Source organism: bacterium SCSIO 12741 (genome assembly GCA_024398055.1).
Taxonomy (GTDB): domain Bacteria; phylum Bacteroidota; class Bacteroidia; order Flavobacteriales_G; family Salibacteraceae; genus SCSIO-12741.
This window is the reverse complement of sequence record CP073749.1, coordinates 3,293,772-3,308,058: the sequence shown is the minus strand read 5'-3', so window position 1 is coordinate 3,308,058 and position 14,287 is coordinate 3,293,772. Positions and strand designations below refer to the sequence as shown.

Annotated in this window: 13 protein-coding genes; 7 read left to right on the top strand and 6 right to left on the bottom strand. The window is 44.3% G+C overall.

Translation table 11 applies throughout. From position 1 onward, the window contains the following. Positions 1-95: 95 nt before the first annotated feature. From KFE98_14080 to KFE98_14065, 4 genes are all read left to right on the top strand, one after another. Complete coding sequence (locus tag KFE98_14080; GenBank protein UTW61137.1) at positions 96-1,565, top strand: glyceraldehyde-3-phosphate dehydrogenase; 1,470 nt, start codon at positions 96-98, stop codon at positions 1,563-1,565. Positions 1,566-1,697: 132 nt separating this feature from the next. Beyond that, on the top strand, positions 1,698-2,591 hold the full coding sequence (locus KFE98_14075) for a hypothetical protein (GenBank protein ID UTW61136.1): 894 nt from the start codon (positions 1,698-1,700) through the stop codon (positions 2,589-2,591). 40 nt (positions 2,592-2,631) lie between these two features. Further along, positions 2,632-3,228 carry a murein L,D-transpeptidase catalytic domain family protein gene (locus KFE98_14070; protein ID UTW61135.1) on the top strand — a complete coding sequence of 199 codons (597 nt, stop codon included), beginning with the start codon at positions 2,632-2,634 and terminating at the stop codon, positions 3,226-3,228. A gap of 49 nt (positions 3,229-3,277) precedes the next feature. Beyond that, complete coding sequence (locus KFE98_14065) at positions 3,278-4,111, top strand: rhomboid family intramembrane serine protease (protein ID UTW61134.1); 834 nt, start codon at positions 3,278-3,280, stop codon at positions 4,109-4,111. 1 nt (position 4,112) lies between these two features. On the opposite strand, the gene KFE98_14060 is transcribed toward KFE98_14065, so the two are convergent. The 6 genes from KFE98_14060 to KFE98_14035 form a co-directional block, all read right to left on the bottom strand. After that, a complete protein-coding gene (locus KFE98_14060) occupies positions 4,113-5,582 on the bottom strand; it encodes a glycosyltransferase family 2 protein (GenBank protein UTW64716.1) in 1,470 nt (489 codons plus the stop codon). Between the two features lie 2 nt (positions 5,583-5,584). After that, complete coding sequence (locus tag KFE98_14055) at positions 5,585-6,277, bottom strand: glycosyltransferase family 2 protein (GenBank protein UTW61133.1); 693 nt, start codon at positions 6,275-6,277, stop codon at positions 5,585-5,587. Positions 6,278-6,285: 8 nt separating this feature from the next. Further along, positions 6,286-6,612, bottom strand: a complete 327-nt coding sequence (locus KFE98_14050; GenBank protein UTW61132.1) for a hypothetical protein — start codon at positions 6,610-6,612, stop codon at positions 6,286-6,288. Then, complete coding sequence (locus KFE98_14045; GenBank protein UTW64715.1) at positions 6,605-7,873, bottom strand: 4Fe-4S binding protein; 1,269 nt, start codon at positions 7,871-7,873, stop codon at positions 6,605-6,607. The genes KFE98_14050 and KFE98_14045 overlap by 8 nt, the downstream gene beginning before the upstream one ends. A 92-nt stretch (positions 7,874-7,965) precedes the next feature. Then, on the bottom strand, positions 7,966-8,754 hold the full coding sequence (locus tag KFE98_14040; GenBank protein ID UTW61131.1) for a hypothetical protein: 789 nt from the start codon (positions 8,752-8,754) through the stop codon (positions 7,966-7,968). 17 nt (positions 8,755-8,771) lie between these two features. After that, on the bottom strand, positions 8,772-10,103 hold the full coding sequence (locus tag KFE98_14035; GenBank protein ID UTW61130.1) for an NAD(P)/FAD-dependent oxidoreductase: 1,332 nt from the start codon (positions 10,101-10,103) through the stop codon (positions 8,772-8,774). Positions 10,104-10,526: 423 nt separating this feature from the next. Here KFE98_14035 and KFE98_14030 point away from each other — a divergent pair, with 423 nt between their 5' ends. Genes KFE98_14030 through KFE98_14020 form a run of 3 tightly spaced genes read left to right on the top strand, consistent with a single transcriptional unit; the run spans position 10,527 to position 14,214 of the window. Further along, positions 10,527-12,089: a T9SS type A sorting domain-containing protein gene (locus KFE98_14030; protein ID UTW61129.1), complete on the top strand. Its 1,563-nt coding sequence runs from the start codon at positions 10,527-10,529 to the stop codon at positions 12,087-12,089. A gap of 8 nt (positions 12,090-12,097) precedes the next feature. Further along, positions 12,098-12,679 carry a sigma-70 family RNA polymerase sigma factor gene (locus tag KFE98_14025; protein ID UTW61128.1) on the top strand — a complete coding sequence of 194 codons (582 nt, stop codon included), beginning with the start codon at positions 12,098-12,100 and terminating at the stop codon, positions 12,677-12,679. Continuing rightward, positions 12,676-14,214 carry an outer membrane beta-barrel protein gene (locus tag KFE98_14020; GenBank protein ID UTW61127.1) on the top strand — a complete coding sequence of 513 codons (1,539 nt, stop codon included), beginning with the start codon at positions 12,676-12,678 and terminating at the stop codon, positions 14,212-14,214. The genes KFE98_14025 and KFE98_14020 overlap by 4 nt, the downstream gene beginning before the upstream one ends. Positions 14,215-14,287 lie beyond the last annotated feature (73 nt).

Genomic DNA, 14,287 nt, shown 5'->3' with positions numbered 1-14,287 from the left:
ATATCATTTACTTACAAGATTATTGTAGTACTTTTGCAGCGCCTTTTCATGAAGAGAAGGCGCTTTTTTATTGCTTAAGTAAAAATTAAAAACACATGTCTTCAGAAGTCCTAAACCAGGAAGCCCTTGAATACAGCACCGCTCTGAACAAATGGGTTAGCCGTGAGCAAGCCGCCGTTGAATTGATTGCTGCCGTTGGAAAACTCATGTATGAAAAGCAGGTTGAGTTGGTTTTGTTCCGCAACCACTTGTTGGATCAAAACACATCCGAAATCCTTCGCTTGCACGACTATGCAGCCAACGTTGTTGGTAAACCAATTGACGCTCACGAATCTGCAGAGCTAGCTAAGAAATTGGCTAATCTGGATTTGCCACCGGCTAAAATTGACATCGGAAAACTGGCTTACGAATGGAGCACCGAAAGTGCCAATTTCGAAAACCAAGACGACTTTATCTCGCAAAAGCTTAACAATATCATCAACGCCGATACTGATCCAATCACCCCTCGTGACGTAGTTCTTTTCGGATTTGGACGTATTGGTCGTTTGGCTGCTCGTGAGTTGATCAAGCAAGCTGGTAAAGGTCAGCAATTGAGATTGAGAGCTATCGTTACCCGTAATGCTTCTGAAGAACAAATTATCAAGCGTGCTGCCTTGTTGCGCAACGATTCTGTACACGGTCCTTTCGACGGAACGGTTGAAGTTGACGTTGAAAACAAATGCTTGTTGTTAAACGGTCAGCGTATTAACATGATCGAGGCCAAGCAACCGGAAGATGCAGATTACGAATCCTACGGAATTCACGACGCACTTTTGATTGACAACACTGGTGTTTACAACAACCGTGAAGCTTTGTCTCGTCACTTGAAAGCTAAAGGTGTTTCTAAAGTATTGTTGACTGCTCCAGGTAAAGAGATTCCAAACATCGTTTACGCGATTAACCAGGATACTGTAGATCTGGAAACTGAAAACATTTACTCAGCTGCTTCTTGTACTACTAACGCTATCTCTCCTGTATTGAAGGTAGTAGATGACGCTTTTGGTGTAGTTAAAGGACACATTGAAACGGTTCACGCTTATACCAATGACCAAAACTTGTTGGACAACATGCACAAGAAACCACGTCGTGGTCGTTCTGCTGCCATCAACATGGTTATCACTTCAACAGGTGCTGGTAAAGCGGTAACTAAAGTAATTCCAAGCTTTGAGAACAAGTTGACGGCTAACGCTGTGCGTGTTCCAACTCCAAATGGATCTTTGGCCATTTTGAGCTTGACTGTTGACAAGACTACTTCTAAAGAAGAGGTTTTGGCTGAAGTGAAGAAAGCAGCTTTGGAAGGTAAGTTGGTAAACCAGATCCACTACTCTTTGGATGAGGAATTGGTATCTAACGACATCATTGGAAATACCTGCTGTTCTGTATTCGATGCTCCTGCTACTATCGTGAGCAAAGACGGAAACAACGTGGTACTTTACGTATGGTATGATAACGAATATGGCTACACCAAGCAGGTTATTCGTTTGGCCAAATACGTTGCCAAAGTAAGAAGATTGCAGTACTACTAAGTAGACTGATTATCATAGCATAAAACCCCTTTTCGGCTTGTCCGTCAAGGGGTTTTTATTTTCTCCTCTCGGCTCTTGCAAGCAACTTGAGCAATTATCTATCTTTACCTTTTTCGAACTAACGCGTTTACCATGTCTGATACTTCTGTTTTTAAAGGTGGAATCTTCGATGAAGTGATGGGACTTACCAAAAAGACCTCACCACAAGTAATTCTGGCCTCCCTCCTGTTTTTCATTTTAACCCTTATTCCGTTAGCAGGAATTTTTGCCATCGTTTTTGCCCAATCGGCGAACTTCGATCTTACGACCATCCAAAACCTTCAAAATGATCCTGCCGCTGCACAGGCTTTTGGACTTCAAATGGTAAGCATGTTTCAATCACCGGCTTTCATCGCTGGAATGGTGGTTCTTTTCTTAATCATGATTCTTATCTCCGCTTGGCAATACAACCTAAATTTCCTCTTGGTTAATCGTCGTGTTTTTGATGATACCGTGGATTTTAGCAAAGCTTTTAAAGATTCTATGAATCGTGGCATATTCCGCATTATCGGGTTCATCCTTCTCTCTTACCTGGTGCTGGCCGTGCTTGGTGGTTTGGTTGCCGGTTTATCCTATTTGGCTGGAGGCATAGGTGCATTTTTCGGTAGTATCATCGTCATTGTGTACGTTTACCGCTGGTTGCTCATCCTGCCTGCATTTCTCATAGGAAACAAGTCTTTATCCGATGCTATTACCTTCAGTCACCGCCACATTACCTGGATCAGAGCGCTTAAACTGTTTGGTGCATCCATTCTTTTTGGATTGGTACTCATGGCCTTGTTTTTTATCATTGGACTCTTGGGAATGGCTTTGAACTTCATCCCTTTTGTAGGCGTGGTTTTCAACTATGCTTTGCAAGTGGTGCTCACTGGAGTTATCACTGCCTTCATGGTTTCTCTAATGGTTGGTCTATACTACCGCTATGCCGATATTGTTGGAAATGAAGAAGGAGACCCACTTGACTACTTAGTGGGCGATTCTGAATAGACTGCAATAGTTCTTGTGCTCCATCGTTTGCTTGGGTACTATGATTCGTACTTTGCTCGGTGTTGCAGTCCTCTTCTTACTGGGATCCTTCCAACCATCGGAAGAATCGAGACCTGAAATTCGTTCTCAAAAGGGCCTGGAGGCCTTGACTTTTGCCCAGGAGAATGGAATGAATACCGATTTCTGCATTTTGATCGATATGGGCATCCATTCGGGTAAAAAGCGACTCTTTGTATGGAATTTGGAAAGCCAATCTGCGGATCAATCAGGAATGGTGAGCCATGGAAGTTGCGAGCACCCTTGGTCGGGTACAGAAACGAAGGAGAATCCTATTTTCAGCAATGTTCCGGAAAGTCACTGCTCTTCCCTGGGCAAATACAAGATTGGTAAACGAGGTTATAGCCAATGGGGCATTCATGTGAACTACAAACTCCATGGGCTGGAGTCATCCAACAATAAAGCCTATTCCAGAATCATTGTGCTACACTCTTGGGAGGCCGTCTCCAATGATGAAGTCTACCCGGAAGGTACTCCGGAAGGCTGGGGCTGTCCCGCCGTTGCTAACGATTTTATGCGAAAACTGGATCACTTGATTTCATCCTCCGACAAGCCGGTTTTAATGTGGATTTACAATTGAGCTTTTTTATGAGGTAAATGTGAGAAAAGCCTTCTAAATTAGCAGAACCATGGAAGGCATTCTTTTACTGATCATTGCGGTTACCGCCTACTTTACCTACAAAGGACTTCAATCGTATTCGATTCTCAATCGCTACATGTTTCTTGTAGATGGCGTTTTGCGATTCAAGCAGTATGACCGTATGGTAAGCTCGGGATTTCTGCATGTGGATTGGATCCATTTTGCCTTCAATATGTTTGCCCTCTACTCTTTTGGCATTTCGCTAATGAGAGGGATAGGCGTAATCGGTTTTCTGGTCATGTATTTTGCCAGTATGATAGGTGGAAATCTCTTGGCTTTATTCGTTCATCGGTCTCATGGCGATTACAGTGCCGTAGGTGCATCGGGGGCAGTGAGCGGATTGGTATTTGCTAGTATTTTCATTGCTCCGGGAGCCAAAATCGGACTGCTTTTTATTCCGATAGGTATTCCGGCTTGGATCTTTGGGTGCTTGTTTTTGGCCTACTCTATTTATGGCATAAAGAATCAACGTGATCGAATTGGACATGAAGCTCACCTGGGAGGAGCTTTGGTGGGATTGGTAATGGGATTGGCTTTGGTTCCGCAGGCCTACTCGGCTAATAGCTGGGTGTTCTGGTTGCTATTTTTACCTACGGTGATCTTTATCTTTCTGATTCACCGTTACCCCAACATCCTTCTTTTGAAGTCCTTTAGCAAAGGCATTCAAGCGACTCCTCCTCCCAGAAACAAATTCTACAGAGACCCGGAGCCATCAAGGCAGCAACAACTTGATGCGCTACTCGACAAAATTCAAAAGAAGGGAATTGAAAACCTCACTCAGGAAGAAAGGGATCGCCTAAAGGATTTGACCGACAAGATTTGACCTAATTTTTTACCTGAACCAATGAGTAAAGCGAAATAGTTCCGAAGCCAAAAGCCAACATGATGTGAAAGGGATACAACCCCCAATCCTTTACGTAATATCCGATTCCTAAAGCAGCAATAAAGTAAAAGGTAAGAATGAGCTCCAGATAGGTAAACAATCCGGCTTTCCCTTTGAGATAAGCATTGCCCTTCCATCCACCCTTTTCGGCTACAATATTGAACTTGGGTGTTCTCACAAAAGGAGTTTTTCGTCCCAGGTATCCTTCCACTACAGCCACGGCGTTGTGAAGAGACAGCCCCATGTAAATGGCCAAAAAGAGTGGAAAATGTTGAACGAAATACCGTATCATCTTCCAGGTATTATCGAATTGAACCCGGCAAGCAGCCCCATAAAAAAGGGCCAAAAACAAGAAACTAATGGAGAAGATAGCAGCTACTTCAAAAACCAAATTGTACTGCGCAAATTCGCTCTTGATCAACAAGAGTGGAACGCTTAAAACTCCGGTCACCAAAATGCAAACAAACACGAAGCTGTTGAGCAAATGAAAAGTGGCATGCATCCGGGTGGCCCAGGGTAACTCTTTTTGCTTTAAAACTTTGGGTAGGTTCTTAACCGCACATTCAGCAGCCCCTTTGGTCCAGCGGTATTGCTGGGTTTTAAGAGCATGAATAGCAGCCGGCAGTTCAGCAGGAGAACCGTGATCTTCCAGGTAAAGAAACTTCCATCCTTTTAGTTGAGCTCGATAACTCAGATCCAGGTCTTCAGTTAATGTATCGGCATTCCAGCCTCCTGCATCCGAAATGGTTTTCTTTCTCCAGATTCCTGCAGTGCCATTAAAATTGATAAAATGCCCCAGAGCATTCCGCCCTGCCTGTTCTACTGTGAAGTGAGCGTCCAAACCAAAGGCCTGAAGGCGAGTCAACATATTGTAATTCTGGTTCAAATGCTCCCAGCGGGTTTGCACCATACCTATCTGTTCATCCTTAAAGGAAGGAAGAGTAGCTCTAAGAAAATCGGTTCGAGGCAGAAAATCGGCATCAAAAACGGCAATGAATTCCCCCTTCGCTACCTCAGTACCTTCGGCCAAGGCTCCCGCTTTGAATCCAGCACGATTGGTCCGGTGAATTCTCACAATATCGAATCCCTGCGCCTGATAAAAATCAACCCACTTCTGGGTAATTTCCTGGGTTTCATCGGTTGAATCATCCAATACCTGAACCTCCAGTAGCTCTTTAGGGTAATCCATGTTTAGTGTGGCCTTGATCAACCGCTCCACCACGTATTTTTCATTGAAAACAGGCAACTGAATAGTTACTTGGGGAAGTGGCCCCTGCGCCCTATCTGTTGGAAGTTCTTTTTTCTTTTTGAGGTATTTTAAAGCCAGACTTAACTGGATAATGGAATAGCTAAATACGAAGAGCATCAAGCATCCATAAACCACAAAAAGAATCCAGATCAACACTTGCATCATCAACTATACTGAAAGATTGTCATTAAAATTTTATACCCAGCCATTACGGTACCCTTTACGGTTCCGGATATTTTCGATTTACCAACCCGGTTTCTGTAGTTCACAGGAACTTCGGCATAACGTAACCCATTTCGCACGGCCTTCAATTGCATTTCCACCGTCCAACCATAGGTTTTGTCTTGCATATTCAAATCTAATAGAGCTGGAAAACGAATACTACGAAATGGGCCTAAATCGGTAAATTTTGCTCCATAAATCCATCGAAGTAAAGTGGTTGCCAGCCAATTTCCAAATACTTGAGGTATAGTCATAGATCCTCGTTCACGCTGACCCAAAGCCCGGCTTCCGATCACCATGTCGATTCCATCTTTATTTATCGGATTGACCAAATGGGGTAATTCTTCCGGATAATCGGAATAATCGGCATCTAAAAATACAATGATATCGGGGCGAGGCGATCGCTGGCGGCAGTACTCTATGCCCTTCAGGCAAGCGGCTCCATAACCTTGAAAGGTTTCCTGAAGCACAGTAGCCCCAGCATCAGTTGCGGCTTGGGCGGTTTGATCGGAGGAATTGTTGTCAACCACAATTACCTCGTTAACCCAGTTAGAGGGAATATCCGCCAGAACTTTTCCAATGGCATTCTCTTCATTAAACGCCGGAATAATCACCACAATTTCCTGCTGCTTCATCCAGACGGCTAAAATACTTTTACTTCCCGAATGGAACCGGTGGAATCGTAAAAAGTCCAGGTGCCAATGGTATCTCCCTTAGCATATTCTCCCTGAGTCTTCAATTGACCTGTGGAATAATAGGAAGACCACCAACCTGATTTCTCCTCCTGGTGCATCCAACCCTCGAGCTGTAGTTGACCATTGTCAAAATAAGCCTTGTGGTAGGACTTATGCAAATCCTCCGGATTTCGTCCCCATTGAGACCAATCTGCCCAGTGAGGTTTGGCCCAAGCAGTATATCCAGCAACTGCAAGCAGGAGAACCTGAACTCCAATCATCCAATACTTACTCACCACCCAATAGGTTCTCGTTAATTTTCACCTCTTTTCCAATGATTATAGGGTTATCATTGATACGACCTTCTTCAGGTCCATTCTCCAATTTCAACACCCCGCGTGGACAAACCGAGGAACAGATACCACAGCCCACACAGGAGGCCCTAACAATGTTTTGCCCACGCTGGGCATACCATCTAACATCTATACCTTGCTCGCAATAGGTAGAACAATTTCCACAGGAAATACACTGCCCTCCATTCGTGGTGATTCGAAAGCGAGATTTGAACCGTTGAATAATTCCGAGGTAAGCTGCCAAAGGACAACCAAATCGACACCATACCCGACTACCCAAAACTGGGTAAAAGCCAACTCCAATAACTCCACTAAAAGCAGCTCCAATCAAAAATCCATAGGGCCGACTAACGTAATGGTAAATATCAAATCCCCAGAGTTGGCCTGTGTTAAAGAAGTAGCCATAAAGTACAATAGCCGTTGCCAAGCCGATGTAAACCAATACGGCATGGATTAAAATGCGTTCAATTTTCCAGGCTTTCAAGGACTTATCGGATAATTGACGGAAAGAGTCACCCGCAGTTTCGGCCAATCCGCCACAGCCACACACCCAAGAGCAATACCAGCGTTTTCCCACAAAATAGGTAATCACAGGAGCTACAAAGAGAACCAGCAATACTCCCCAAACCAGGTAAAACATTCCCAAGTTTCCACCTTGGGTCATGTTGTTTAGGTGCCAGGTATCAAAAAAGAAATAGTTGAGTGGCCACATGTATTTCAAGTCCTTGGCAAAGTAAGCTTGCCCTTGATTCAGGCCTTCCAGAATCTCGGGAATTAAATAAGCCAGAAGAAGCTGAAATAGCATAACCGACCACGTACGAATAACTTGATAACGATTGCCTCTATACTTCCATAGAAACTTGATACCCAAAGAAATAATAGCTACCGTATAAAGTGTACCATAGGCAAACCAATGTGATGCGGGCTTTCCGGAAAAGAACTGGCTCAACGGATCAAACAAGGCGATCAAACCGGTATTGGCCGTTCCGTCAGAACCTAAACCTAAGTACTCAGGAAACCAATAAAGTAGAACATAAAACGAAGTCAAAACCACGCCCACAATCCAACCCAACCAACCCCGATTGCTTAAGGCATTAAACCAAACACCATCGTTTTTGATTCCAACGCTTTTACCAGCATAGGTTCCATAAGAATAGAGAATGGCCCCAGCCAGTAACCCTGACAAGCAGAGAACAAGTGCCATACTGTGTCCTGTAATTCCCCAATTTAACCAGGCTGCGAATAGAATTCCCAGCGAAAAAAGACTAAAACCTACTCCTGATATCTGCTTGACGTTCAATTCTTGCGGTATTTAATTTTGTAGATATAAGCCCCGGAAACACCAATGGATTGCCCGATATTTCGACCGGAAATCACAAAAAAGGCTCCTAAAGCTACTCCGGATTTTCCGGAAGAAAAGGGTTTGTAAAAGGTTCCTCCCACCTTGTGGTAGGATACACCAAAGGTCCGGAAGGAAGCGTTGTTTCCATCCCGGTAATCGTTTCCACCATAAGCATGCTGAAAATCATACCATACATCCCAATAATACTTGGCTTTGGCCAATCCAATCTTCAGTGCTGCAGGGGTAGATGAGGGTACCGGGTCCAAGCGGTAAGTATAACCGGTTTGGGCCATTACGAACCATCCCGATGGCCAGCGGTATTGCCCATAGATCCTACCGTCAAAAGAAGTAGCCTGCTGTCCTATTGCAAAGAGTGATTGTGTTGGGTAATCCATCATGGGCGTGCTAAAACCTAAGGCCGTACCCAAAGTGAAATGATGGTTATCTGACGATCTTTTTATCCAGGCGTATTTTAGGAAAATGGACAAATCTTGTAAGCCACTCTGATCGGGTTTTGTATAGATCACCGGAATATTGATTTGGGCATCAAGTCGATCGGTGATTCCAGCCGCGGCAAAAATGCTAAACGCTGTGGTTGCCCGGTTTATGGAAACAGGCCCATCATGAGCAAAGTACTTGCTAAAAGATTCAAAGGTGAGTCCACCCACCAAATCCAGGTTTCCTTTGCCCTTGGAAAACCCATCGATAGGCGGTTGAGCCCAAGCTCCCAGGGTCAACATCATAAAACACCATACTCCAACTAAATTCCTAATATTCTTTTCCAACTTTTCTTCTCCAATTGAAGGGCTGTGCCCCATTCCTGATTAAACAATCGATTGATTTCCGGCCCTGATGAACGATAGAACTCAGGATCAAAATTGATATCCTCAAAGTAGCGGATCAGGTGATCCACTTTTTTCTTTTGGCCAAACCATCGATCCAACACTTCATGTCTCATTCGAATGCCAAAGGCATGTACTCCTATTAACAATCGAGACTCGCTATCGAAAACCAGTTTCAAGCATTTTTTTCCATCCGCCGATTCCCAATAAAATTGAGCATGCCCTTCAACAGGCCGCGACGGAACACTACCATACACTTGGTATTCGATATCAAAAAACTTGGCTGAGTTGAACCAATGTCCAGGCTTGTAAGCTGTTTTGTTTCCGGCTAAGGTTTTTCCCAAGGCCTCCCCCATCATTCTACCAGTGTACCATACCTGTTCCAAAGGTGCTCTACCCGCAGAGGGATACTTCATTTCAGCACAATCGCCGGCGGCAAAAACATCTGGAATATTGGTTTGCAGAAATTCATCGACCACAATTCCCCGATTAATTTCCAAGGAAGAATCCTTTAAAAACCCAACATTTGGGTGGACTCCGGCTGTCAATCCTACAAACTGGCAGGGAATTTCGTCTCCCTGGTCCGTCTTTACCGATTTGGCTCTTCCGGTTTCGTCGGCCAGGATCTCCAGCATATTGGTATTGAATCTAAGGTCAACTCCATGGCGCCTAACTTCCCGGGCCACCAATTCGCCTTCTTTTTCCGGAAGAACATTTCCCCAAAACCATTGATCTCGAACCAAAAAAGTGACATCAATACCTCTGGATCTGAGCATTTCAGCCATTTCCACACCAATAAGTCCTCCTCCAACAATGACCGCCTGTTTGATTCCCTTGGTATTTTCTTCCATCAGCTCCAGATCGGGATAAGAATACAATCCCTGCACTCCTTTAAGGTCTTGACCCGGCCATCCAAATTTGTTTGGCGCTGATCCCAAAGCCAATACCAACTGATCGTAGGCCATATTGGTACCGTCCGAAAAATGAAGATTCTTTTGATCGAAATCAATCTGTTGAACATGCTGTTGAAGGAGATCAATACGATTCTTTTTCCAGAAGTGATCTTCATAAGGTTTGGTGTGCTCAAACTTCATGTGCCCCATGTATATGTACATGAGCGCCGTTCGAGAAAAGAAGTGTTTGGTCTCGGAAGAAATCACAGTAATCCGATAATTCGGATTGTTTTTGCGTACAGTCCGAGCCGTGGTAATACCGGCAATGCCGTTTCCTATGATAACCAGATTTTTCATGCTCTTGGATAACAAATAAATAAGTCAGACATGACAATCGTTGTCATAATCGTTACAATCAAATCAGACTTTGGAGATCCCTACCGAAGGGTCAAATACGCGACAAAAAACCGGGATCCTATCAAAAATAGATTATTTCCTTCACCGCTTACCGAAAAAATCCGCTCCAACCGGGAATTTTCCCCAACCTATCCGGGTTTGCTTAGGTCTACTTTAATAAACAGGGTAAATGCTGATGAAGAACAGCTTTATGATTCATTACTTATCACTCATTCAAGATCGGATACTACATCCTCTCCTTAGCGCATTTCGTTATACTTTTAACCCGGTTTCCGCCGGCAGGTATGCGGTCTCTGTGGCAGCTGGAGATTGTAAAATCTCTGCCTTGAACGCGGATAAATTGAACTGAACTTTAGAATCACAATGTTAGTTTTGAACGGAGTATACAGACCATATAGGAAAAACCACCCACTAACCACGGCCTCATTTGGTTGGGGCAACGGTGTATTTCGGTTGGCCTTTACCCTGTTTTTTGTTTTGGGCTCTCTTTCCTTATCCGCTCTGAATGTGGAAGCATCGGGTGTAATTAGTCACGGCGGTGTCCCCTTACAAGGCATCCTCGTTAAGGCTAACGCACCCGGGGTGCAAGATTCGGCTTATACAGATGTCAATGGGAATTACTCCATAACCCTAAATACTCCGGCCAACTCTGGTGTATTAGAAGTGGTAATGAAAGATTGCCAACAATCGGATCAAAAACAAAGCTTCAACTTCACCACGTCTTCCACTCAATTTACAGCGGATTATACCACCTACTGCCCTCAAAACACCCTGAATGTCTCCGGGCTCCTTTCCCATTTGGGTCAGGGAAAACCCAACGAGTTAATCTGGTTTTCAGTGGATGGTTTTACCAGCGTCCTGGATTCAGTAAGCACCGATGCAGGTGGGAACTTCAATCATACGCTCAATATGACTGGCCACCCTCAGGGTACACTCACCGTTCGTTTTGTGGATTGCGAAAAGAATAACCTCGATAAGGATGTATCCTTCCTTTTGGGCGAGTCCTTGCAGTTTGATCTAAACTACTGTAAGGATGACACCTTGGTTATTTTTGGAAGAATTACCACGGGCGGGCAAATGTTGAACGGTCAAAGAGCACGGGTAGAGACCTACTTCTACAATCCATCGACGCAATTTTTTAGCCTGACAGAAATTGATACCACACTGACCGACGGAACCTACAAAGTGAATTTGAAAAAGGAAGGCGAATACCTGATCAAGGCCTTGCCTTTGGATAACCTTAATCAAAGTGCGGCAGGATATGGCGGAAGCCTCCTAACCTGGGAAACCAGCACGGTGATTGAAGTGAAAGAAGATCAACCGGCAAATCATGTGGTCGATTTAGCCGAATTTCCAGTTCATTCAGGAACTGGGACCATTACAGGAACCACCTATACTTCAATGGTGAATTCCAGTGGAGAAATTCTTCCACATGCTCCACTCTTATTGAGAAAAAGCAGTGACAAAACACTGGTTAGCTATACCCAGTCAGATGAATTTGGAAAATTTGAATTCAGCCAACTTCCAGACGGTGAGTACGAGGTGTATCTCGATGTTCCGGGATTACCTACAGAGGCCCCGACCATCCAAATCAACCAGTCGACCCCAGATCAAACGACCGAACCTATTCGGGTGAGTCGGAAGGGAGTAACCTTTGGAGATTACCTGGGAACCCAAGAAAAAGTAACAAAACCGGGCACGGAAGTATATCCAAACCCGTTTGAGAATAAATTGAATATCCGTAACTTAGAGGTAAACAGCACCATTTCTCTGTTGGACTTGACCGGTAAGGTGGTTATGCAAGAAACCACCCAAAGCCTTCAAATCAATTGGGATACGCAGGAACTGTTGCCCGGATTATACGTATTGAAAATTGAAAGTTCCCTCGGTGAGGATACTGCCATGAGAGTAGTGAAGAGCCGATAGATGTTCTAATGGACAGAATTAGGAAGGAGATTTTGGACGCCTGTATAGCAGGAGATCGCAAGGCTCAATTGACCTTGTACAAGGCTTGCTATGGCCCATTACTTCTGATCTGTCTAAGGTATAAACGTGACCGTGAAGAAGCCGCCTTTCTCTTGAATGGCGCCTTCTACAAGGTATTGAAAGGCTTAGAAAAAAAGGACGAAAGTGTTCCTTTTAAAGCCTGGGCAAAGCGGGTAACCATCAACTATTGTATTGATGATTATCACAAGAACAAAACGGAAACCGAGCTTCTTCCTTTTGATGAAGAACTTGACTTTAAAAGCATCGCCGCGGATCCGTTTGAAGCTGCCTACACCCAGGCCAAGCACGATAAGATTCGTGAAGTTCTGCGCTTTCAAATGAAAAAACTCCCGGATAAATCTCAGGAGGTTTTTCAACTCTACACAATGGAAGGATACTCCCATGCTGAAATTGCTGAGTTACTCAATATTTCAGAAGGAACTTCCAAGTGGCATTTGAATAATGCCCGAACCAAACTTAAAGAGCTATTAAGCATGTCGTTGAAGAATATATTGCCAAGTGTGCTATGAACGAGAAGGATTGGATAGATAAGCTGTATAACTCCTACTTCCAGGAATCGGAGGTCCCATTTGATGAGGGCCACTGGAAGCAGTTTGAGGCAGATTATCTGGTAAATAAGAAGAGCAAGCCATTTGCCTGGATCGCCATGGGAGCCTTAGTGCTGGCGTCGGCTGGATCGGCCTTATGGCTGACCAACAGTGATGTTGCTGCACCTGCCGTATTGGCGGATGCCCAAGCATCCCAAAACAATCAAGTTATTTCATCTCCAAAAGCGGATCAATCATTTGCTCAAGTCTCGGATGAAACAACTTCATTTACCGATGCCCAAAATGCATCGAACAGCAATCAACCTACTGAATCACTGGCTAATAACTCCAATCAAACGGAGAACATTGAAACTCATTCGCCTGGTCAGTCTGGTGGAATAGGAAGTCATGTACCGGTCGAAACTTCTTCGGATACGGGTATGGAGCCTAACCCATCATCAGTTGCCCCGAGTTCGGAGAATCAACCTGAGCCCACGTCCACCACAATCGCTGCGGCGGCCCATGTGGGAGGACAAACATCTGTTGCTTCCGAGCAAGCCTCAAGTGTAAACTCAACTCAAACCGAGCGCACCGATGTGTCTTCAGAAATGGGTTCAAACCTGAGTTTACTGTCACCAAGAACTTCAGGCCTCTTCGCTGTTCCGCTTCAAGGTGAGTTGTATAATCCAGGATTGTCTAATACTGAGGCCGCCGTTGCCCCTGCCCGATATGCCCGGAAAATGGATTGGTTTGCAGAATATTACGCTTCGGCCAATCAATTGAATCGGACTTCAGTATCAGGAAGTGGGATTAACCATCAATCCATCAGCGATTTCCAAATGGAAGATGGGTATGCATTCAATACAGGAATTAGAGTTGGAACCAAGGTTAAAGACTTCCTCTTTATGACTGGAATAGGATACCGCTATGAAAACCAAAAGTTTAGCTGGAACTACCACTACGATGAAACGAAAACGGTAGAGACGATTACCAACGAAACCATTTACACGATCAATACCAATGACACCTTACCATTGGTGGTGAATGAAAATGGAAAGTGGGTTCAGGTCATTCGTCATCCAGACACTACGGTAACTCAAATTAGCGATACTGTATCCCAAGAGATCACAGACTCATACGTAAGAGCTTTGAAAAGCCATCTGCGCACCCATTATGTTGAAGTGCCTCTATTGGTCGGTTACGAATTGGAAAAAGGAAAATTAGGATTTCAGGCCGTTGGTGGTGTAATTCCTAAAGTACTTGCCGGTTCCAAAGGAGCGAATTACACAAGTGAAGGGGTTGCTTTTCCACTCAACTTGGGTGACGACATTTTGAATCCTGTGGCTTTGGATTATCAAGTGCAAGCTCGGGTGATGTATCGTTTTTTCCCGCAATGGAGAGTTTTCGCCGGAGCTCAGTATAGAGGTAATTTAACCTCAGCCTACAAAAACTCCTCCCCGATCATCTACAAGCACTCAGGTTTAGGTTTGAGCTGTGGAATTCGGTTGGATTTTTAATAAAGGCTGTTAAGACGACATTCGTATTTCCCGTTTTGTAAGGGAAGTAACAATTTCCCATTACTTAACCCTT